Consider the following 20,735-nt stretch of genomic DNA (forward strand, 5'->3'; position numbering starts at 1 on the left):
CGTCGGCCAAGCGGTAGCGCCGCGGCATGCCGGGCGCGGTGCGCCATTACATCTTGCCGGCCCGGATCTGCTGGACGAGATAGTCGAGCGTTTGCACGGTCTTCACGTAGCCGCCGGCTTCGTCGGGCGACACCACGTACTTGCCCTGCACCACGACGGTCGGCACGCCCTGGATGCGGTATTGCTCGGTCAGCTGGTTGGCGCGCGACACATTGGAGCTCACGCTGAAGGAGTTGTAGGCATCCATGAAGGCCTTGCGGTCGAGGCCTTCCTTGGCCGCAAAGTCGCCGACGGTCTTGTCCTGCTCGTCCTTGGTGCCGCGGATGTTGAGGCGGTCCGCGCCGTGGATGGCGTCAAACACGCGCGCGTGCATTGACATGCCCTTGCTGCTCTTGGCCTGCAGCTTGCCCATCGCCTCGAGCGCGTAATAGATGCGCGAGTACGGGACGAGGCGCGCGTCGTTGTTGAATGCGACGGGTACGTGCTTGATGACCACGTCCTTGCCTTGCTTGGCGCTCCAGGCTTCCCACGTGTTTTCAAAGTGGTTGCAGTGCGGGCACCAGTAGCCAAAGAACTCGGTCACCTCGATCTTGCCTGCAGGCACCGGCTGTGCAGGCTGGAGCACTTGATAGTCCTTGCCGGCCACGGGCTCGGCTTGCGCCGGGGCAGTCATCAACAGGCCGGCGCCGGTGGCCAGCGCAATCAGGAAAGCAGCGATTTTATTCATGGTGGATGGAAGTAGAGCGTAGGACGACCGGAAACCGGAACCTCAGGCTTCTGACTTGCGGCAGCCCTGCGGGTTCAGGAGGCTGCGCGATTTCCTGTCACTGGCGGGCGAAGCGGATGACCGACGATTCCACGCCCGAGGACTGCAGACGGCCGCGCACGGCGGTCATCTCGTCCAGCGAGTTGAACGGGCCCAGGCGCACGCGATACATGGTGGTGCCGTTCACTTCACGCTGGGTCACCTTGGCTTCAAAGCCCTGCATGGCCAGGTTGCCCTTCTGGCGCTCGGCATCCTCGGCCGACTTGTAAGCGCCGACCTGCAGGAAGTAGCCGGTCTTGGCGGCATCCTGGCGGGCGATTTCGGCAATCGGGTCGGCCACCGGCTTTTCAGGCGGTGTGGCCGTCTTGGGCGGCTTGGCCGCCGGCGTGCTGGCCGGTTGCGTGGCCGTACCGGGCTGTGGCTGGGCCGGGCGGATGGTGATGCCCGGCGGCGGGTTGTTCGCCTCCGGGGCCTGGTCGACAGGTTTGGCCGGCACGCGGCTCCACAGCGGTGCGTTCGGATCGGCCGGCTGCGTACCGCTGGCTTGCGGAGCGGTTTGGGCCGGCGCCGGCAGCGGGGCCACCACATTGCCCGGTTCGCTCGGCTTGGGCTGCGCCCCATTGCGCGCCACGAACGGGACCGGCGCCTTGGTGATGTAGACCGCCACCACCACGGCGATCGCCAAACCGACGATCAGTCCCAGCACCAGACCCAGAAACGTGCCGCCCCACTGCGAGCGGCCACGGGAAGATTGCGTATTGCGTGCCATGTCGATCCTTCTGAATGGACCCGATTATAAGAGCGCCGTGTTGCGCGCTGCCGTGCGCCTGGACAAGTGCGCGGCGCGATGCGTTCGCTTACATCTTCTGTGGAGCCGAGACGCCGATGACCGCCAGGCCGTTGCGCAGCACCTGGCGCGTGGCGGCGAGCAGCGCCAGGCGGGCGAGCTTGATGGCCTCGTCGTCCACCAGCACGCGGTCGGCGTTGTAGAACGCGTGGAAGTCGCCCGCCAGATCCCGCAGGTAGAAGGCCACGGCGTGCGGGGCCAGTTCGCGGGCGGCGTCGGCCAGCATGTCGGGGAAGGCTGCCAGGCGCTGCACCAGGGCGATGGCCTGCGGGCTGGCGTCGGGGCCGGTCACCGGGGTCAGGTCGGCGCCGTTGAGCGAAGCGGGGTCCATGCCGGCACGCTCGAACACCGAGCAGATGCGCGCGTGGGCGTACTGGACGTAGTACACCGGGTTCTCGTCGCTCTGCTTGAGCGCGAGGTCGACATCGAAGACGAATTCGGTATCGGCCTTGCGCGACAGCAGGAAGAAGCGCACGGCGTCGCGCCCGCGCGTGAAGCGGGCCGGCCAGTTCGGATCGCCGGCTTCCACGCAGGCGCGGATGGTATCCACGCCGGCTTCGGATTCCGCATCGCCGTTGGACCATTCGATCAGGTCGCGCACGGTCACGTACGAGCCGGCGCGCTTGGAGATCTTCACCTCGGCGCCGTCCTTCATCACCGTGACCATCTTGTGCAGGACGTAGTCGGGGTAGCCCTTCGGGATGCCGATGTTCAGGCCCTGCAGGCCGGCGCGCACGCGGGCGATGGTGCCGTGGTGGTCGCTGCCCTGCACGTTGATGACCTGCTTGAAGCCGCGCGCCCACTTGGTGGTGTGGTACGCCACGTCCGGCACGAAGTAGGTGTAGGCGCCGTCGGACTTGCGCATGACGCGGTCCTTGTCGTCGCCGTCGTCGGTGGTGCGCAGCCACAGCGCGCCTTCCTGCTCGTACGTCTTGCCGGCGGCGATCAGCGCGTCGACGGTCTGCTGCACCTTGCCCTCGGTATAGAGCGACGACTCCAGGTAGTACCGGTCGAACTTCACGCCGAAGGCCTGCAGGTCGATGTCCTGCTCGTTGCGCAGGTACGTGACGGCAAAGCGGCGGATGGCTTCGAGGTCTTCGACGTCGCCGGCGCCGGTCACCGGTTCGCCGTCGGAGGCGCGCACGGTCTTGCCAGCGAGGTAATCGGCGGCGATGTCGGCGATGTAATCGCCGTTGTAAGCGGCTTCGGGCCAGTTGGCGTCGCCCGGCTTGAAGCCGCGCGCGCGGGCCTGCACCGAGACGGCCAGGTTGTGGATCTGCACGCCCGCGTCGTTGTAGTAGAACTCGCGGTGGACCTTGTGGCCCTGCCAGTCGAGCAGGCTGGCGAGCGCATCGCCCAGCGCGGCCTGGCGCCCGTGGCCCACGTGCAGCGGACCGGTCGGATTGGCAGAGACGAACTCCACCAGCACCGGCGCGCCGTCATGCGTGTTGGCGGCGCCGTAGCGGTCGCCTTCGGCAAAGACGGCGGCAATCACGTCGGCACGCGCGGCGGGTGACAGGCGCAGGTTGATGAAGCCGGGGCCGGCGATTTCCACGGCCGAAACGAGACGCTGGCCGCGCGCATCGGCGCGGATGGCGTCGGCAATGCCGCTGGCCAGTTCGCGCGGGTTCTTGCCCAGCGGCTTGGCCAGTTGCAGCGCGACGTTGCAGGCGATGTCGCCATGCGCCGCCTGCTTGGGGCGCTCCAGGACGATCTCCGGTCGGGCTTGGCCTTCGGGCAGCAGGGAGCCGACGGCGTCGGACAGCAGTTGGGCGATCGTCTGTTTATGGGAGGGCAGCATAGAGAAACCATGACGCCGGCAGTGCTGAAACGGGTTGAAATCCGGTTCTGGCGCGGCCAGTTGCGTTGTTCGGGGAAAAGTACGAAATTTTATCAGGTGAGCCGCGGTCTCAGAGGTATCCGAGGGGCACCTGCCTCCCGCCGTGGCAATCTGCGGCACCCATGACCCAACCAAGGGAACCACGAAATCATGATCACCTTTACCTCGCACGCTTCGCAAAAGTTTTCCATGCAGAAGGATCTCGCCATGGTGCTGCTGGGCGTCATCGGCAAGACGCTGGGTGAGCGCGGCGTCATCACGCCCGAAGAGATGCCGCACGCCATCGAACGCCTCAAGCGCGCCATCAAGGACGACACGCACCACGCGCACATCCAGGTGGCCGAGCTGGCCGGCAATGAAGAGGGCGACGGCGAGGAAGAGCCGCCGCACCTCGGCCAGCGCGCCTATCCGCTGCTGCACATGCTGGAGGAATCGCAGAAGGAAGGTGCGAACGTGCTCTGGGGCGTCTGAGCGCAGACCGGGCGGCTGACGTTGCGCAGCGAGCGGTCGTCAGACGCTCAAAAAAATGCCCGGCCACCGCCGAAGGTGGTCCGGGCATCCGGCCACGCGGGCCGGGAGCGGGGAGGGGGCTGACGCGTTGCGCCGGTATCTCGTCTTACTGCGTCTGCGTGCCGGCCTGGGGCAGCATGTCGGCGAGTTCGTCGGCATGCTCTTCCTCCACGGCCAGGATCTCTTCCAGCACGCGCCGCGTGGTCGGGTCGCGGTCGCCGATGTAGCGGATCATCTCGAGGTAGCTGTCGATGGCGATCCGCTCGGCCACCAGATTCTCCTTGATCATGTCGACCAGGCCATCGGCTTCCACGTATTCCGAATGGCTGCGCGTGGACAGGCCTTCCGGGTTGAAGTTCGGCTCGCCGCCCAGCTGCACGATGCGTGCGGCGATCTTGTCGGCGTGTTGCTGCTCTTCGGTGGCGTGCACCATGAATTCTTCGGCGATGGGCTCGGCGTTGATGCCCTTGGCCATGAAGTGGTGGCGCCGGTAGCGCAGCACGCAGATCAGCTCCGTCGCCAGCGCTTCATTGAGCAGCCGGAGCACCGTCTCACGGTCGGCCTTGTAGTCGCCGGTCACGGCGCCGTCCTGGATGTGCTTGCGGGCACGTTCGCGCAGCGCCTTGATATCGATGAGAAACGGGCTGTCTGCAGCGTTGGTTTGGGTCATGCGGATACTCCTGCAGGGTCTCGAAAAAGGGCGTCTTGCGTCCGGTTTGCCGGCTTATTCGTCGGCACCGCGCCGGCCGCCGCTGGCGAGCGCCAGGGCCAGGCCGATCACTGCGCCGACCGCCACGGCGACCCCCACCGACCGGAACGGCGCCGAGGCGATGGTGTCTTCAGTGCGGTCCAGGGCCCAGTCCATGGTTTCGCGCGCCTGATGGGCGCGATCGTTGGCCGCGCGGCGCAACTGCTCGGCGCGCGCCTGGATGGCGTTGCGCGCCCTCCTGGCCTCCGTGCCGCCTTCGTCGGTCAGTGTCTGGATGGCGTCTTCAAGGGAGCGCAGCAGTTTTTGCACGTCCTGCACGGCGGGGTTGGCGGCATGGCGGGCGTCGTCGATGGCGTCGCCGGCGCTGCTCAGGGCCCGGTGTGCACGTTCGTTGACGTCATCGACTCGGCTGCGTACGCGTTGGCTGGCAAAAAGAGACATGGCGGGATTCCTCGGTCATGGCGCCGCGGGAGGCAGGCACCGCGGCGCGGGGGTCATGGGCGTTCGCTTTCGTGAAGAAAGACAGGGCGTCTGCCACACTGGCTAGCAAGACATGGACCCGACGCCACGCTAATCCACGGCCTTGAAGACGGTCAGGCCCAGGATGAGGAACAGCACGAACAGCACCACGAAAATGAAGAACAGGACCTTGGCGATACTCGCCGCGCCTGCGGCGATGCCGGTAAAGCCCAGCACGCCGGCCACCACGGAAATGATGGCGAAGATCAGAGCCCATTTCAGCATGTCGTTGCCTCCGGATCAGGTTGAAATACAGGCCGCTGCGCGAGGTGGTGCAGCGAGCCTGTGCTGCGGTGTAGTCCCACGCACGCCGCGTGCCTGGGCCGGGTGTGCCCCAAGTGCCGTGCGGGGTGCCCACGGAGTATCATGCCCCCTACCAAAAACACATATGCAACGCGCGCCGCGTCGGGCGGCCTGACGCGTTCCACACGGGTCTGCAGACATGCGGTCATCCTTGCGCTCCACCCTGCTGCTTGCCGGCGGCATTCTGCTCACGCTCGGGGTGCTCATTGCCTCGGAGACGGGCAACGTCCGCCTCAGCCAGGGCTACCGGCAGGTGATTCAGTCGCAGCAGGCGGAAACCGCCATCAACGAACTGCTGGCCGAGCTGGTCAACGCCGAAGCCGGGCAGCGCGGCTTCCTCCTTACGGGCAAGGACGAATACCTCGACCCGTACAACAAGGCCATCCCGCACATCCATGCGCTGATGGCCGAGATCCGCGACCACTACGCCAACGACCCCGACGCGCTCAAGCTGTTTTCAGAGACGGCGCTGCAGGTCAGCCGCAAGCTCACTGAAATGGAGCTCACGCTGATCTACGGCAAGCGCGATCTGGAGGTGGCGCTCGACCTCGTGCGCACCGACTTCGGCAAGGCGTCGATGGAAGCCGTGCGCCAGGGGCTGGACCGCCTGCGCCAGCGCGAGATCGCCACGGTGGCCCGCAGCCTCGAACATGCCGAGCGCGACCTGGCGCTTTCGCGCTATGGCATTGCGCTCATCACCGCGGTCAACATCATCCTGCTGGTCGTGCTTGGCATGCAGCACGCCAAGCGCCTCGCCGCCACCGAGCAGGAGCGCGACAAGGCCGAGGAAGAAAGTCAGAAGCTCGACCGCATGGTGCGCGAGCGCACGCGCCAGTTGTCCGATCTGGCCGCTCACCTGCAGCGCGTGACCGAAGACGAGAAGACGCGCCTGGCGCGCGAGCTGCACGACGAACTGGGGGCGATCCTCACCGCGACCAAGATGGACCTCCACTGGCTGCGTTCACGCATCCACGCCAGCGAGCCGGCAGTGAGCGAAAAAATTACGCGCGTGATGGCGCATGTGGATCAGGGCATTCAGATCAAGCGCCGCCTGATCGAAGATCTGCGCCCGACCATCCTGCTGAACCTGGGCCTGGCCGAAGCGTTGACCCAGCTCACCCAGGACGTCGGCACGCGCAACGGCTGGCATACCGAGGTTAGCCTCCCCGACGAGATGCCGCAGCTGACCGACGACGCAGCCATCGCGCTGTATCGCATCGTGCAGGAATCGCTCACGAACGCGTCCAAGTATGCGCATGCGACCACCGTGTCGGTGGCGCTCGATGCCAGCGAGGATGGCGTGCGCCTGCGCGTGCGCGACAACGGCCGCGGTTTTCCTGCCGACATCGAGCGCAGGCGCATGGTCGGCCATCACGGCCTGCTCGGGATGGAGCAGCGCGCCATCGCGCTGGGCGGTACGCTCACGATCGATTCGATGCCCGGTGGCGGCGTCACGATCATCGTTGAGCTGCCCTCCAACGATGCCGTTCTTGTCCACCCGGACGCCAGCGGTCTACAGGCCTTGCCCGGCGGCGCGGCGCCGGCATGATGCGGCCCGGCCGCCGAATGAAAAAGCCCCGTCGTGGGGCTTTTGTCGTGTTGCGCGGCGCAGGCGGCTACATCTTCTGCTTGGTGTTGTCGGCGGCATTCTCCAGCTTCTGACCGCCAGTCTGGATGTCCTTGCCGGCGCCCGCCATGGTGTTGCAGCCAGCCAGGAAAACGCACGTCAGCGCAAGTGCGGCACACAGGGTCTTCATCGAACGCTCCTTGGGGTGAGAAACCGTGGAAAGCGGCATGGGCCTGGGCGACTGGGCGATGCGCGCCAACAGGTCCGCAGGCGCACCCCCTACGCGTGAGGGGAGTGCTGTGCAGGCTGGTGGCGTGGCCGCGCCACACCCGCGCGTTCTTCGATGACCTCGAACACCTTGTCGAGCTCGAGCGATTTGTCGAAGAAGTAATTGGCGCCCGCTTCGAGGCAGCGCTGCCGGTAGGTCGGGACCTGGGCGTGGTTGGTGTAGACGATGCGCACGCTCGGCGAGGCCTGGTCGCGCAGCGTCTGCAGGACTTTGAATCCGTTGCCCTGCCGCAGCTGCAGGTCGACGATGACGACATCGTAGTGACCCTGCGCGAGCAGGCGCAGCGCCAAATCTTCCGTGTCTGCCCACTCGACCGTCGCTACGAAGGCGGAGGCCTTGAGGTATTCGAGCACCATGCCGCGAAGCACGGGGGAATCCTCGATCAGAAGGACGCGCAGGCCACGGGTGGAGAGGGTGACGGCTTGATCCAGCATGCGTTGATGGTAGCCAGCGGGCGCACCGGGTGGTATCAGGCGTTGTCCTACATGCCAGCAAGCTTTGCGGGGTGGCGGGCGGTTCGGACGCCGCGCCCGGTGTCACTCGACCAGGCCGTTCTTGATCGCGTAGTAGGTCAGATCGGCATTTGATTTCATGCCCATCTTTTCGAGAATCCGCGTGCGGTAGGTGCTGACCGTCTTGACGCTGAGGAACAGCTCTTCGGCGATGACGGACACCGACTGCCCGCGCGCGAGCTTGCAGAAGATCTGGAATTCGCGCTTGGACAGCGTCTGGTGCAACGGCTGGTCGGTCGGTTTTTCCAGGCCGCCGATGAGCAGTTCGGCCACCGTCGGGCTGACATAGCGCCGCCCCTGCGAGACCGTGCGGATGGCCTTGACGAGCTCGTCCGGCGCGCTTTCCTTGGTCAGGTAGCCCGATGCACCAGCGCGGATCAGGTTGATCGCGTACTGATCTTCCGGAAAAGTCGAGAGGATCAGCACCGGAAGATCCGGATGGCGCTGGCGCACCAGCTTGAGCGTATCGATGCCGTTGCGGTCGGGCATGGAGATATCCAGCACCACGACGTCGAAGGCGCCGGTGCGGAGTTGCTCCATCACCTCTTCCCCGCTGGCCGCTTCCCCCGCGACTTCGATGTCCCGCTCTTCGGACAGGAACTGCCGAAGGCCGGCACGGACGATTTCGTGATCGTCCGCAATCAGGACGCGAATCATGCTGCTCCTTATGGACGGCGCGGCCGGCGGACTGCCCGCGTGCTCACGCCGCACTTGTTGGTTCGATACGACAGCAATTGTATCGGACTGTGGCGTGAAACCGGACTCCCCCATGCCGACGGGCTGGAGGGGTGTGGTCTGCGTTTCCATAAAAGGCCTCTGGATGTGCATGAATCGCAACATGCGATGTGCCCCATAGGGGAGCAATCAACGTGCCCGCGGCCGCAGAGCCAAAGAAAACGGGGCGGAGAAATCCGCCCCGTTTTGGCTCTGGGTGCGCCGTGGGGCACCCGACGCCCCGCCGACCGCTGTTACTTGGTTTGCGCGGCGGCACCGCCGTTCACGCTGGCGTCGACGTTGGTGTTGCCGGCGAGATCAGCCTTCGCGTCCTTGGCCGTCTTGGCTGCCGACTTCTCGGTCTTGTTCACCGACTTGCCGACCTTGTCGGTCGTCTTGTCCAGCGCAGCTTCCGACTTGGCCTTGTGTTCGTGGGCGGCCTTGGCGCCGTGCTCGGCCTTGCTGTTCAGCTGGGTCTTGGCCGATTCGGTGTCCAGCTTGGCGCCTGCGTCGGCCTTCAGGCCCGTGCCGACGTTGGCCTGGGCCGGAGCGACGGCGGCCGTGCCGTTGGCTTGCGCACCTGCGCCCCCCGACGGGGTTTGCGCGTTGGCGTAAGCGGAGGCAGCAGCGATGGCGATGGCGGACAGGGAGATCAGCAGCTTGTTCATGGAGAGGCTCCTTTGATTCTGAACGGCCACGCGAGGGATTCGTCGCGGCATCACTCTGTGCGTCGAGTGAATGGGTTCAGTGTAAGGAGCCCTTCCGGTTACGACTGTTAGGGGGTGTAAGCCTTTGTAATGAAAGCATCACCCCTCTTGAAGCACCATCAACGCCAACGCCGGCAAGGGTTTGCAGGCGTAAGACACGGTGCGGCGCACACCATGTCTTAAACGTCTTGTCACAGATTCAGAGATTCGGGGCCAGGGCGCGTTCGACAAAGGCGCGGTCTTCGCCGCTGCGCGCCGCCATATCGTCCACTTGGTCCTGCCCGATCTTCCCGATCGTGAAGTACGTGCTCTCCGGGTGCGACAGGTAGAAGCCCGACACCGATGCGGCCGGCGTCATGGCCAGTGCGTCGGTCAGGCCCATGCCGATCTCCTGCGCGTCGAGCACACGGAACATGTCGCGCTTGACGGTGTGCTCGGGGCAGGCCGGATAGCCCGGCGCCGGGCGGATGCCCTTGTATTCCTCGCGGATGAGCGCGTCGTTGTCGAGCGCTTCGTCCGGCGCGTAGCCCCACAGGTCGCGGCGCACGCGCGCGTGCAGGCATTCGGCAAAGGCTTCGGCAAAGCGGTCGGCCAGGGCCTTGAGCATGATCGCGCTGTAGTCGTCGTTGTCGGCTTCAAAAGCGGCTTCACGCTTTTGCACCCCGATGCCGCCCGTGACGGCAAACAGGCCGATATAGTCGGCGATGCCGGTGTCCTTGGGTGCGATGAAATCGGCCAGGCAGCGGTTCGGGCGCATCACGCCGTCGATGATCGGGCGCTCGCTCTGCTGGCGGATGTTGCGCCAGGTCAGCGCGACTTCCGAGCGCGATTCGTCGGTGTAGATCTCGATGTCGTCGTCGTTGACGGTGTTCGCGGGCAGCAGCGCGATCACGCCGTTGGCCGTGAGCCAGCGCCCGGCGATCAGGCGCGCGAGCATGCTCTTGCCATCGGAAAACACCTTGCGGGCCGATTCGCCGACGATCTCGTCGTTGAGGATGTCGGGGAACTTGCCGGCCAGGTCCCACGTCTGGAAGAACGGGCCCCAGTCGATGTACTGGGCGAGCTCGTTGAGGTCGTAGTTGCGGAACACGCGGCGGCCGATGAACTTGGGCTTGGGCGGCGTGTAGTGGCTCCAGTCGATCTTCGTCTTGTTGGCGCGCGCGGCGGCCAGCGACACCATCGGCGTGGCCTTCTTGTTGGCGTGCTGCGTGCGGATGCGGTCGTAATCGGCCCGCAGTTCTTCGAGATAGCGCGCGGCGCCGTCATCCGACAACAGGCTCGACGCCACGCTCACCGAGCGCGAGGCGTCCGGCACATAAACCACCGGGCCTTCGTAGTTCGGAGCGATCTTCACGGCGGTGTGCACGCGGCTCGTCGTTGCACCGCCGATCAGCAGCGGAATCTTCCTCACGCGGAAATACTCGTCGCGCTGCATTTCCGAGGCCACGTAGGCCATCTCTTCCAGCGACGGCGTGATCAGGCCCGACAGGCCGATGATGTCCGCGCCTTCCACCTTCGCCTTCGCGAGGATCTCATTGCACGGGACCATCACGCCCATGTTCACGACCTCGAAGTTGTTGCACTGGAGCACGACGGTGACGATGTTCTTGCCGATGTCATGCACGTCGCCCTTGACCGTGGCGATGACGATCTTGCCGCGCGAGCGCACGTCGCCGCCGGCGGCGGCGATCTGGCGCTTCTCTTCCTCGATGAACGGGATGAGGTGGGCCACGGCCTGCTTCATCACGCGGGCGGATTTCACCACCTGCGGCAGGAACATCTTGCCGGCGCCGAAGAGGTCGCCCACGATATTCATGCCGTCCATCAGCGGGCCCTCGATCACCTGGATCGGGCGGCCGCCCTCGGCGGCAATCTTCTGGCGCACTTCCTCGGTGTCTTCGACCACGTAGTCGGTGATGCCGTGCACGAGCGCGTGGGCAAGGCGCTTCTCGACCGGCTCCAGGCGCCATGCGAGGTTCTCTTCGCGCTTCGTGCCGCCGCCCTTGTAGCGGTCGGCAATCTCGAGCAGGCGGTCGGTCGCGTCAGGCCGGCAGTTGAGCACCACGTCTTCCACGCGCTCGCGCAGCTCGGGGTCGAGATTCTCGTACACGCCGAGCTGGCCCGCGTTGACGATGCCCATGTCCATGCCCGCCTGAATCGCGTGGTACAGGAACACGGTGTGGATGGCCTCGCGCACCACGTCGTTGCCGCGGAATGAGAACGACACGTTCGATACGCCGCCGCTGACCTTCGCGTACGGCAGGTTCTGCTTGATCCAGCGTGTGGCCTCGATGAAGTCCACCGCGTAGTTGTTGTGCTCTTCGATGCCGGTGGCGACCGCAAAGATGTTCGGGTCGAAGATGATGTCTTCCGGCGGGAAGCCGACCACGTTCACGAGGAAGTCGTAGCTGCGCTTGCAGATCTCGGTCTTGCGCTGGAACGTGTCGGCCTGGCCCTGCTCATCGAAGGCCATGACGACCGCGGCGGCGCCGTAACGCTTGATGAGCTTGGCGTGGTGCGCAAAGGCGTCTTCGCCTTCCTTGAGCGAGATCGAGTTGACGATCGCCTTGCCCTGCACGCACTTCAGGCCCGCCTCGATCACCTCCCACTTGGACGAGTCGATCATGATCGGCACGCGCGCGATGTCGGGCTCCGAGGCGATCAGGTTCAGGAAACGCACCATCGCCGCCTTGGAGTCGAGCATCGCCTCGTCCATGTTGACGTCGATGATCTGTGCGCCGTTTTCGACCTGCTGGCGGGCCACGGCCAGCGCCTCGTCGAACTGGCTGTTGAGGATCATGCGCGCGAACGCCTTGGACCCGGTGACGTTGGTGCGCTCGCCGACGTTGACGAACAGCGTACCCTCGCCAATGTTGAACGGTTCGAGGCCGGAGAGGCGCATGGGATGGTCGGTCATGATGGTGCGGGGTTCGGTCAGGCGGGGGCGTGTTCGCCCAGCTTCAACAGGTTGCCGTGCGGGTCGATCACGTAGAGCTCTTTCATGCCCCACGGCCGCACCGCCGGCGGCGCGAGCGAAAGCCCGCGCGCGGTGAATTCTTCAAACAGCGCCTGCGTGTTCGGCACGCGCAGGTAGCAGGAGGTGTTCTCGGCGATGCGGCGGTCGTCGCACAGCCAGAAATGGAGTTCGGCGCCGTCGCGCTGCACGATCAGGTAGTCCGGCGCCAGCAGCCTTCGCGCAAAGCCGAGCCGCTCCGTGTAGAAGCGGGCAGACTCCTGCAGGTCCAGCGAGGCCAGCACGGGGATGGTGCTGTCGATGCGCGCGGTCATGGCGGTCTCAGGCGGCTTCCTTGTACTGGCCCGGCCATGCGCGCGGCTTGCGGCTCGCGACGCGTTCGGCAATCGCCTTGATGTGTTCGGGCGTGGTGCCGCAGCAGCCGCCCACCAGGTTCACCAGGCCGGCCGCGGCAAACTCGTCGACCAGGCTCGATGTGACGTCGGGTGTTTCATCGAAGCCCGTGTCGCTCATCGGGTTGGGCAGGCCCGCGTTGGGGTAGCACGAGACGGCCGTGTCGCAGATCTTCGCCAGCTCGGCGATGTACGGGCGCATCAGCGCCGCGCCCAGCGCGCAGTTCAGGCCGAAGGTGATCGGCTTGGCGTGGCGCAGGCTGTTCCAGAACGCTTCCACCGTCTGGCCCGAGAGGATCCGGCCCGAGGCGTCGGTCACCGTGCCGGAGATCATCACGGGCACGCGCTCGCCGGTGTCCTCGAACAGCTGATCGATGGCAAACAGCGCCGCCTTGGCGTTGAGCGTGTCGAAGATCGTTTCGACCAGGAACACGTCGGCGCCGCCCTCGAGCAGCGCCTTGCCCTGTTCGTAATACGCATCGCGCAGCTGGTCGAAGTTGACGTTGCGCGCGCCGGGGTCGTTCACGTCGGGCGAGATGCTGGCCGTCTTGGGCGTCGGGCCGAACGCGCCGGCCACAAAGCGCGGCTTCTCGGGCGTGCTGTACTTGTCGCAGGCCTCGCGCGCCAGGCGGGCGGCCACGACGTTCATTTCGTAGGCCAGATCCGCCATCTTGTAGTCTTCCTGCGCGATGCTGGTGGCGCCGAAGGTGTTGGTCTCGATCAGGTCTGCGCCGGCGGCCAGGTATTGCTCGTGAATCTCGCGGATGACCTCGGGGCGGGTGAGCAGCAGCAGCTCGTTGTTGCCCTTCACGTCGATGGGGTGGTCGGCAAAGCGCTCGCCGCGGTATTGCGCCTCGGTCAGCTTGTAGCGCTGGATCATGGTCCCCATCGCGCCGTCCAGGATCAGGATGCGCTCGCGCAGCAGCGCGGGCAGGGTGGCGGCACGGGTATAGGGCAGGGGCGCAATGGTGGACGCGGACATGGGGGGACTCCGGGGTGCGTCGGCCGGCAATGGTTGAAAAGTTGCGGCCAAAGGCCGATTTTACCAGTCGCATCAATGACTTGCCGGCGGTGTGGGCAATCGCGCTCCTATAATCGACATCACGCCGTCTTCCCGTCCTGATCGCCACCATGCAACTGCTTGACCCCACCGACGCCCATGCCTTCCTGCAGCGCACGCCCGCCGCGCTGTTCATCGACTGCCGCAGTGAAATGGAGCACCTGTTCGTGGGCCATCCGGCCGGCGCGCACCATGTGTCGTGGAACGATGGGCCGCACTGGGAGGTGAACCCCGAGTTCGTGCCCACCGTGCGCAAGCTTTCCGGCCACGGCTTTGACCGGCCGATCGTGCTGATCTGCCGCAGCGGCAACCGTTCAGCGGCCGCCGCGCGTGCGCTGGAAGAGGCGGGGTTCAGCGACGTCTACGTCGTGCGCCACGGCTTTGAAGGCGACCTCGATGCCACGCGCCATCGCAACACGCTCAATGGCTGGCGCCATGCCGGGCTGCCGTGGGAGCAGTGCTAGAGAGAAACTATCGCTGCGATAGTCGATGCACGCATGAAAAAACGCCCGGCAGCGCCAAGCTCCGGGCGTTTTTCTGGAAGGCGTCACGCGGGCGGGCGGCCCGCACCGGCGGTTCAGTGCATCGTGACCGGCTGCGTCATCACGGTGTCGAACTTGCCCAGGAAGTCGTCGACCTCCTCGACCGTCGGCTCGCTCGCGATGAGCTTTTTCACGTCCTCGCGGAAATGCTCGGCCAGCTCGCCGCCGAGGAAGATTTCACGCTTGAGGTTTTTGTCCACGATCTCGTAGCCGCCTGCGGAAAGCATGGCGTGCTGGCCATCGGCACCGAATTCGACAACACAGTAGTTGTCACTGTTGTAGATCATTTGCATGGTGCACCTCCGAGGCGTCAATCGTCTTGCTGTTGTGGGGACTGCTCTACTGCTGCACCGGGTAGATGGGGCCCGTGGCCATGACTTCAAGAGCCGATCCACTCCCACCCATGATCGTGCCGCCCATCTGTCCCTTGGGCTTCATGATCGGCCACAAAGTTCGCAAATGCGAGGCGAAATGTGTGACGTGCGTCGTGATCGCGTAACCAGATCTTTCCGCGCCTGCATCGAACGCTGCAGGCCACCGTCGTCCATATGGCGGGTGGCCGGCGCCCGGTGTGGGGGGCGCCCGCAGTGATCGACACGGCAAACGGGACTTACGGCGTGTCGCATTGACTCCCGCATCCCGCGTGCCCGAGGAACTCATCCAGAGCGGTGAGGAAGGCCTCCTCCTGTTCGACGGGGGCAAGATGGGCCGCGTGGGACATCACTTTCAAGCGCGCGTTCGGGATGTGCGTGGCGATCTCGCGCGCGACTTCGACCGGTGCGCCGGTGTCCTGGTCGCCGGTCATGACGAGGGTGGGGCAGGCAATGCGCTCTAGCGAGCCGCGCGTGTCGAGCGCCTTGATGGCCAGGCAGGCGCCCACGTAGCCGTGCGGCGGTGTGGCGCGCAACAGCGCCCGGATGCGTTCGACCGCGTCCGGATGGGCCTCGCGAAACGGTGTGGTGAGCCAGCGCTGGATGGTGGGCTCGACAATGCCGCTCATGCCATGGGCTTCCACCTGGCCGATGCGCTCGTCCCACATGGCGTGCGCAGAGACCGGCGTGTAGCAGACGGTGTCGCACAGCGTGAGCGAGAGCAGCCGCTGCGGGTGCCGCACGCCGAGGATCTGGCCGACCATGCCGCCCATCGACAGGCCGACGAAATGCACCTGCGCAATCGACAGCGCGTCGAGCAGCCCGGCCACGTCGTCGGCCATCTGGAAGAGGGTGTAGGCGCCGTGCGGGGCGCTGGTCTTGCCGTGGCCGCGCGCGTCGTAGCGCAGCACCCGATGGCGATCGGACAGGCGCGCAGCGATGTCGTCCCACAATCGGTGGTCCACGCCGAGCGCGTGCGCCAGCACGACCCAGGAGCCGTCCGTGCCGTCGATGCGGTAATGGATGTCGATGCCGTTGGCGCGCACGGCACCCCAGTCGGAGCGGGCGGTTGGTGACACGGTCATCCTCCTTCCTGCGATTGGTAGACCAGGTCGAACTGCATGCCGTTGGGCTCGGTCTGGCGCAGGCGCACCGGCAGCCAGCCACGCTCGGCCGCGAGCCAGATTTCGACGCGCCGCTTGTCGTCGGCCCGGCGCGGCAGTCGTATGAAGTGCTGTGCACGAATCGTGCCGTTTGGCGTGTCGACAGTGTCTTCGCCCACATGCTGCACGCGGGCGAACTCCACGCTGTCTGTATCCGCGATGGGGATGTCGAGCGTGAGCCCGGGGCTCGACATCCGTTCCGGATTGCCGCGCGCCAGGCCTGTCAGCTGCAGGAAGACACTGAAGCGATCCTGCGTGCCCTCCGGGAGGGGCAGCACGGCCGGCGTGCGCGTAAAAGTGACGGTGGGTGCGCTCTGCGTGCCCGAGGTGGCTGCGTTGGGATCGGGGTAATGGAACGTTGTCACGTCGGGCTGTCGGCGGCCGCGCACCTCTTCATAGCGCATGGGGGCCAGACCGTACGGGCCGGCTGCGCCGGTGCTTCGGAAGGCGAGCGCGCCAAAGAACAGCGGCAACGGAATTTCGACGGAGAGCGTGTAAGTTTTGCCATCGGTCGTCCACCGGATCAGCCCGTCTTCGTTGCGTACGCCGTTGACGTACGTGGCGTAGCGCAGCGTCGTCGATGGCGGCAGGGAGAAGCCGGCGCCGCCTGGCGCAGCCCCCGCGCCGGGATCCTCTGCGCCGAGGTCCTTCACCATCCCGGTATTGCCCGACGCCTGGGCCTGGGCCCCGAGGAAGTCCGACGAGTCTGTGTCGGAGAGGTCCGACCCGGTCGGGGCGGGCCTGGGCGCGGCTATCGGCTCGCGCGCGGGCGGGGTCGCGGCCGGCGGCGGCCGGCGCGGTGCGGGCCGTTGCGCTGCGGCAGGCGCGGGGGAAGGTGGCTTCACCGGCTCGGGCTGCAGCAACAGGGCCGGGATGATCTGCTCCTGTGCGGGCGGCCACGTCACCTCATGGCTGCGCGCGATCCAGAGGACCGCGATGCCGTGCAGCACAAGCACGGCGAGCAGCACGAGCGCGAGCCGGCGAGAGCGGCGTCGGCGGGTCTGCGTACGGTCGGTATTCAACGCTTCAGGCGGGGGCGGCAACGTATCCAAGATCGGCGGAAAGCTGTTGTGCGGCCAGCCGCAAGCGCCGCTCCAGCGGCCCGCTCCAACTGGTGTCGAACGTGCTTTGCGCGCCCAGGGCAATCAGGACGAGGCACAGCTGGGCATTCGCATCGAACACCGGCAGCGACATCGCGTTGATGCCCGGCAGCACGCCGCCATGAATGCGCGCGGCGCCATGTGCGCGCACTTCTGCGCAGATGGCGTCGTACGCCTCGAGCGTGCGCGGCAGCTCCGGATCGGCCTCGCGCGCGGCGGCCCGTTCCAGCTCGCGCTGGATGAACGGCAGCGTCTGCGCGCGGGGCAGGTAAGCGCCGAACACGCGGCCGGTGGCCGAATTGAGCATCGGCATGACGTCGCCCAGGCGCAGGCTGACGGTGACCGGGTGGCTGGCTTCTTCCCAATGAACGATGGCCGGCCCCAGGTTGCCCCACACGGCAAGGCCGACGGTGTGGTCGATCTCGTCGCGCAGTGCGGCGGCGGCGGGGCGTGCGCGACGCATCGGGTCTTGCCGGTTCAGGCTCACCAGGCCCATTTCGAGCGCGAAGGGGCCGAGGTCATAACGGCCTTCGGGCGTTTGCGTGACCAGGCCCAGGCGCGCAAAGCTCACCAGGTAGCGGTGCGCCTTGGCGGGGTTCATGGGGGCGGCGCGCGCCAGGTCGCGCAGCATCATCGGGCCGTTGGTGTGCGTGAGCACCTCCAGCAGCCGGAAGCCGACTTCGATGGACTGGATGCCCGAGCGCGCGGGCGCATCCGGTTCGCCATCGGCATCAGGCTCCAGGTCGAGGTCGGTGTCGGCGGGCAGCGTCGGCATGGTCGGGCGTGATGGGTCGGTTCAGCCCAGTTTAGCCGATGCTGGTGTAGCATCCGCGCAGCTTTTCTCTGCACAGACGCCCATGAAACTCGCCACCCTCAAGGATGGCTCGCGCGACGGCCAGCTCGCCGTGGTCTCGCGCGACCTGAAGACCGCTCACTTCGCCACGCACATCGCCGGCACGCTGCAGCGCGTGCTGGACGACTGGGCCTTTTACGCGCCGCAACTCCAGGAACTCTACGCGCAGCTCAACGCGGGCCGCGCGCGCCACCCGTTTGCATTCGACCCCGCCAACTGCATGGCGCCGCTGCCGCGCGCGTACCAGTGGGCTGACGGCTCGGCCTACGTGAACCATGTCGAACTCGTGCGCAAGGCGCGCGGCGCCGAGATGCCACCTGAGTTCTGGACCGACCCGCTGATGTACCAGGGCGGCTCCGATGACCTGGCCGGCCCGCACGACCCCATCGTCTGCCGCAGCGAGGCGTTCGGTATCGACTTCGAGGCCGAGGTGGCCGTCATCACCGGCGACGTGCCGATGGGCGCCGACCCGGCCGCCGCCGGCGAGGCCATCCGCCTGATCGTGCTGGCCAACGATGTGTCGCTGCGCAACCTGATCCCGGCGGAGCTCGCCAAGGGGTTCGGCTTCTTCCAGAGCAAGCCCGCGACGGCGTTTTCGCCCGTGGCGGTGACGCCCGACGAACTCGGCGACGCCTGGCGCGAGCGCAAGGTCCACCTGCCGATGACGGTGCACTGGAACAACAGGAAGGTCGGCCAGCCCGATTGCGGCACCGACATGGTGTTCGACTTTGGCCAGTTGATCGCGCACATCTGCAAGACGCGCAACGTGCGCGCGGGCAGCATCGTCGGCTCGGGCACGATCTCGAACGTGGACCGCAGCAAGGGGTACTGCTGCATCGCCGAGAAGCGCATGCTGGAGACGATCGAAGCGGGCGCACCCACGACCGAATTCATGCGCTACGGCGATACGGTCAAGATCGAGATGTTCGACGCGAACGGCGTGTCGATCTTCGGGGCGATCGACCAGGAGGTCATCGCGCCAGGCACGCAGGCGTAAGCCTTAAGCCGATTCGGGGGCGGCTTTCGCGCGGCGCCCGCGCTTGGCCGGCGCGGAGCCGGTCGTCAAGGCCTGGCCGTGGTAACCGAGGCGCAACGACAAGGCCCGCCCTGCCTCGCGCAGCAGCCGCGAGGGGGCGCCTTCCAGGCTGGAATCGAACACGCTGGACAGCCCCAGCGCCGTAATGGCGCCGGCCAGCTTGCCCTGTGAATCGAGCACCGGCACCGCCACCGAATCGATGCCGTGCACGAGCGTCCCGGCGATCCGCGCCACGCCCTCGTGCCGCACCGTCTGCCAGCGTGCGCGGCAGTTCAGCCAGTCGGTCAGCCCCGCCTTGCCGGCGCCCGGGCCGCGCAGTTCGCGGTCGATGAGCGGGACGATCTGGATTTCCGGCACCCACGCGGCGCAGGCCTGGCCCGTGGCGGAATTCAGCAGCGGCATGACCGAGCCCACCCGCACGTTCACGGTCACGGGGCGGCCGCCGTCTTCCCAGCGCACGATCACGGGGCCGCGGTTCGTCCACACCGACAGGAACACGCTTTCGTTCAGCCGCTCGGCCAGCTTGGGCAGCAGGTTGCTGCCTTCACGCACGAAATCCACGTCGGACAGCGCCGACAGCCCCACCTGCAGCGCCTGCGTGCCGAGCCGGTAGCGGGCGGAGGCGGAATCCTGCTCCACGAAACCCATGCGCTCGAGCGAGACCAGGTAGCGGTGCACCTTCGCGCGCGGCATGCCGAGCTGCCGGCCGAGTTCAGATACGGCATGCGCGCCGCCGGTGCGCGCCATCGCCGAGAGCACCGTCAGCGCAATTTCGGCGGACTGGATGCCGGCGCTGGCGCGTTCGGGCGCGGCGTCTTCCACGGGCGGTTCGTCGGGCGGCAGGCTGTCTTCGATGGCCATCTTGAAGTCTCGGATGTCGCTTTATAAGATACGCGTTACGCAAAAAGATACAAATCGGCGCGGCGGCCTGCGCGCTGAAAGGACCAGGAGACGCCATGAAGCTGTCGATCTTTTCCGTGCAGGACCACTATCCGGACCGGCATCGCAGTCTGCCGCAACTCTACGCAGACGTCATCGGCCAGGCCCGCCACGCAGAGTCGCTCGGCTACGACACCTTCTGGGTGGCCGAGCACCACTTTCACGAGTACGGCGCGGTACCGAACCCGGCGGTCTTTCTCTCGCACCTGGCCGCGCAGACGCAGCGGCTGCGTCTGGGCACCGCCATTTCGATCCTGACGTTTCATCATCCGGCCACGGTGGCCGAGAACTATGCGATGGTCGACGTGCTGTCGGGCGGGCGGCTGTCGCTCGGCGTGGGCTCGGGATACCTGAAGCACGAGTTCGAGGGCTACGACGTCGACCCCGCCATCAAGCGCGAGCGGTTTGACGAGGCCCTGATGCTGGTGGAGCGGCTGCTCTGCGGCGAGCGCGTGCATCACGAAGGCCAGTTCCACACGCTGCGCGACGTGCGCCTCAATGTGCTGCCGGTGCAGGCCCGCGTGCCGATCCACGTGGCGATCCTGCGGCGCGAGGTGGCGTATCACATCGGCCGGCAGGGGCGGCGCATGCTGTTCGTGCCATACGCGTCGGTGGAGCGCTTCGAAGACATCCGCACGTTGATGGACGACTACCGCCGCGGCCTGGCCGAGGCCGGCATCGCCGATGCGCGCGGCATGGCGGCGGTCGCCCTGCACACGCACGTCGGGCCTACGGAAGCTGCCGTGCGCGCCACCGCGGCCGATGCGTTCGACCTCTACGTCGCCACGCGGCTCTATGCACGCCGGCAGACCTATGACGACGTGCTCGCCAGCGGCCTGTCGCTGTTCGGCACGCCCGATGCGGTGGCCGACAAGCTCGCGCGCTTGTCCGACATGGGCGTCGATCACGTGATGGCGCTGCACAACTTCGGGCTGATGCCGCAGACAGCCGTGCTCGAATCGATGCGCGCGTTGATGGAGGACGCATTGCCGCGCGCCGGCATCGCGGCGCTGGCCGCCTGA

23 protein-coding genes are annotated in these 20,735 nt (G+C 66.5%); 5 read left to right on the forward strand and 18 right to left on the reverse strand.

Features of this window, described 5'->3' with window-relative positions:
* Positions 1-46: 46 nt before the first annotated feature.
* The 3 genes from TK49_RS04440 to argS all read right to left on the reverse strand — a co-directional run bounded on the left by TK49_RS04440 (position 47) and on the right by argS (position 3,414).
* A complete protein-coding gene (locus TK49_RS04440) occupies positions 47-727 on the reverse strand; it encodes a thiol:disulfide interchange protein DsbA/DsbL (RefSeq protein WP_045785620.1) in 681 nt (226 codons plus the stop codon).
* Between the two features lie 97 nt (positions 728-824).
* The gene (locus TK49_RS04445; RefSeq protein WP_045785621.1) at positions 825-1,535 is read right to left on the reverse strand and encodes an SPOR domain-containing protein; all 711 of its coding nucleotides are present in this window, start codon (positions 1,533-1,535) and stop codon (positions 825-827) included.
* 88 nt (positions 1,536-1,623) lie between these two features.
* The gene (gene argS, locus TK49_RS04450) at positions 1,624-3,414 is read right to left on the reverse strand and encodes an arginine--tRNA ligase (protein ID WP_045785622.1); all 1,791 of its coding nucleotides are present in this window, start codon (positions 3,412-3,414) and stop codon (positions 1,624-1,626) included.
* Between the two features lie 189 nt (positions 3,415-3,603).
* On the opposite strand from argS, the gene TK49_RS04455 reads away from it, so the two are divergent.
* Entirely contained in the window at positions 3,604-3,924 is a 321-nt protein-coding gene (locus TK49_RS04455; protein WP_045785623.1) for a DUF1840 domain-containing protein, read from the forward strand.
* Positions 3,925-4,069: 145 nt separating this feature from the next.
* Here the strand turns inward: TK49_RS04455 and TK49_RS04460 are convergent, their stop codons facing one another.
* From TK49_RS04460 to TK49_RS24005, 3 genes are all read right to left on the reverse strand, one after another.
* Positions 4,070-4,633, reverse strand: coding sequence for a ferritin-like domain-containing protein (locus tag TK49_RS04460; protein ID WP_045785624.1), 564 nt, complete (start codon positions 4,631-4,633; stop codon positions 4,070-4,072).
* 54 nt (positions 4,634-4,687) lie between these two features.
* On the reverse strand, positions 4,688-5,113 hold the full coding sequence (locus tag TK49_RS04465; RefSeq protein WP_045785625.1) for a DUF883 family protein: 426 nt from the start codon (positions 5,111-5,113) through the stop codon (positions 4,688-4,690).
* Between the two features lie 129 nt (positions 5,114-5,242).
* Positions 5,243-5,416: a DUF1328 domain-containing protein gene (locus tag TK49_RS24005; protein WP_045785626.1), complete on the reverse strand. Its 174-nt coding sequence runs from the start codon at positions 5,414-5,416 to the stop codon at positions 5,243-5,245.
* Positions 5,417-5,633: 217 nt separating this feature from the next.
* Here TK49_RS24005 and TK49_RS04475 point away from each other — a divergent pair, with 217 nt between their 5' ends.
* Positions 5,634-7,043, forward strand: coding sequence for a sensor histidine kinase (locus tag TK49_RS04475; RefSeq protein WP_045785627.1), 1,410 nt, complete (start codon positions 5,634-5,636; stop codon positions 7,041-7,043).
* Between the two features lie 67 nt (positions 7,044-7,110).
* On the opposite strand, the gene TK49_RS04480 is transcribed toward TK49_RS04475, so the two are convergent.
* The 7 genes from TK49_RS04480 to TK49_RS04510 all read right to left on the reverse strand — a co-directional run bounded on the left by TK49_RS04480 (position 7,111) and on the right by TK49_RS04510 (position 13,631).
* Positions 7,111-7,251, reverse strand: a complete 141-nt coding sequence (locus tag TK49_RS04480; protein WP_045785628.1) for an entericidin A/B family lipoprotein — start codon at positions 7,249-7,251, stop codon at positions 7,111-7,113.
* Positions 7,252-7,340: 89 nt separating this feature from the next.
* Positions 7,341-7,784 carry a response regulator gene (locus tag TK49_RS04485; RefSeq protein ID WP_045785629.1) on the reverse strand — a complete coding sequence of 148 codons (444 nt, stop codon included), beginning with the start codon at positions 7,782-7,784 and terminating at the stop codon, positions 7,341-7,343.
* Positions 7,785-7,886: 102 nt separating this feature from the next.
* Positions 7,887-8,519, reverse strand: a complete 633-nt coding sequence (locus TK49_RS04490) for a response regulator (protein ID WP_045785630.1) — start codon at positions 8,517-8,519, stop codon at positions 7,887-7,889.
* A gap of 311 nt (positions 8,520-8,830) precedes the next feature.
* Positions 8,831-9,244: a hypothetical protein gene (locus tag TK49_RS04495; RefSeq protein WP_045785631.1), complete on the reverse strand. Its 414-nt coding sequence runs from the start codon at positions 9,242-9,244 to the stop codon at positions 8,831-8,833.
* A 238-nt stretch (positions 9,245-9,482) separates the two neighbouring features.
* Positions 9,483-12,221, reverse strand: coding sequence for a methionine synthase (metH, locus tag TK49_RS04500; RefSeq protein ID WP_276203704.1), 2,739 nt, complete (start codon positions 12,219-12,221; stop codon positions 9,483-9,485).
* Complete coding sequence (locus TK49_RS04505; protein WP_045785632.1) at positions 12,218-12,571, reverse strand: bleomycin resistance protein; 354 nt, start codon at positions 12,569-12,571, stop codon at positions 12,218-12,220. The genes metH and TK49_RS04505 overlap by 4 nt, the downstream gene beginning before the upstream one ends.
* Positions 12,572-12,578: 7 nt before the next feature.
* Positions 12,579-13,631: a homocysteine S-methyltransferase family protein gene (locus TK49_RS04510; RefSeq protein ID WP_045785633.1), complete on the reverse strand. Its 1,053-nt coding sequence runs from the start codon at positions 13,629-13,631 to the stop codon at positions 12,579-12,581.
* A gap of 149 nt (positions 13,632-13,780) precedes the next feature.
* Here TK49_RS04510 and TK49_RS04515 point away from each other — a divergent pair, with 149 nt between their 5' ends.
* Positions 13,781-14,173, forward strand: coding sequence for a rhodanese-like domain-containing protein (locus tag TK49_RS04515; protein ID WP_045785634.1), 393 nt, complete (start codon positions 13,781-13,783; stop codon positions 14,171-14,173).
* Between the two features lie 113 nt (positions 14,174-14,286).
* Here the strand turns inward: TK49_RS04515 and TK49_RS04520 are convergent, their stop codons facing one another.
* The 4 genes from TK49_RS04520 to TK49_RS04535 form a co-directional block, all read right to left on the reverse strand.
* Entirely contained in the window at positions 14,287-14,544 is a 258-nt protein-coding gene (locus TK49_RS04520) for a BTH_I0359 family protein (RefSeq protein ID WP_045785635.1), read from the reverse strand.
* Positions 14,545-14,861: 317 nt separating this feature from the next.
* A complete protein-coding gene (gene pcaD, locus TK49_RS04525) occupies positions 14,862-15,707 on the reverse strand; it encodes a 3-oxoadipate enol-lactonase (RefSeq protein ID WP_045785636.1) in 846 nt (281 codons plus the stop codon).
* Positions 15,704-16,837 (reverse strand): DUF3108 domain-containing protein, encoded by a 1,134-nt coding sequence (locus tag TK49_RS04530; RefSeq protein WP_045785637.1) that lies wholly within the window; start codon positions 16,835-16,837, stop codon positions 15,704-15,706. The genes pcaD and TK49_RS04530 overlap by 4 nt, the downstream gene beginning before the upstream one ends.
* Positions 16,812-17,660 carry an IclR family transcriptional regulator gene (locus TK49_RS04535; RefSeq protein ID WP_045785638.1) on the reverse strand — a complete coding sequence of 283 codons (849 nt, stop codon included), beginning with the start codon at positions 17,658-17,660 and terminating at the stop codon, positions 16,812-16,814. Before TK49_RS04535 ends, TK49_RS04530 begins: the two co-directional genes overlap by 26 nt.
* An 82-nt stretch (positions 17,661-17,742) precedes the next feature.
* On the opposite strand from TK49_RS04535, the gene TK49_RS04540 reads away from it, so the two are divergent.
* Positions 17,743-18,735, forward strand: a complete 993-nt coding sequence (locus TK49_RS04540; RefSeq protein WP_045785639.1) for a fumarylacetoacetate hydrolase family protein — start codon at positions 17,743-17,745, stop codon at positions 18,733-18,735.
* A gap of 3 nt (positions 18,736-18,738) precedes the next feature.
* Here the strand turns inward: TK49_RS04540 and TK49_RS04545 are convergent, their stop codons facing one another.
* The gene (locus TK49_RS04545) at positions 18,739-19,635 is read right to left on the reverse strand and encodes an IclR family transcriptional regulator (protein WP_045785640.1); all 897 of its coding nucleotides are present in this window, start codon (positions 19,633-19,635) and stop codon (positions 18,739-18,741) included.
* Between the two features lie 95 nt (positions 19,636-19,730).
* On the opposite strand from TK49_RS04545, the gene TK49_RS04550 reads away from it, so the two are divergent.
* Complete coding sequence (locus TK49_RS04550) at positions 19,731-20,735, forward strand: LLM class flavin-dependent oxidoreductase (protein WP_045785641.1); 1,005 nt, start codon at positions 19,731-19,733, stop codon at positions 20,733-20,735.

The sequence above is a fragment of the Ralstonia mannitolilytica genome (assembly GCF_000954135.1).
GTDB lineage: Bacteria > Pseudomonadota > Gammaproteobacteria > Burkholderiales > Burkholderiaceae > Ralstonia > Ralstonia mannitolilytica.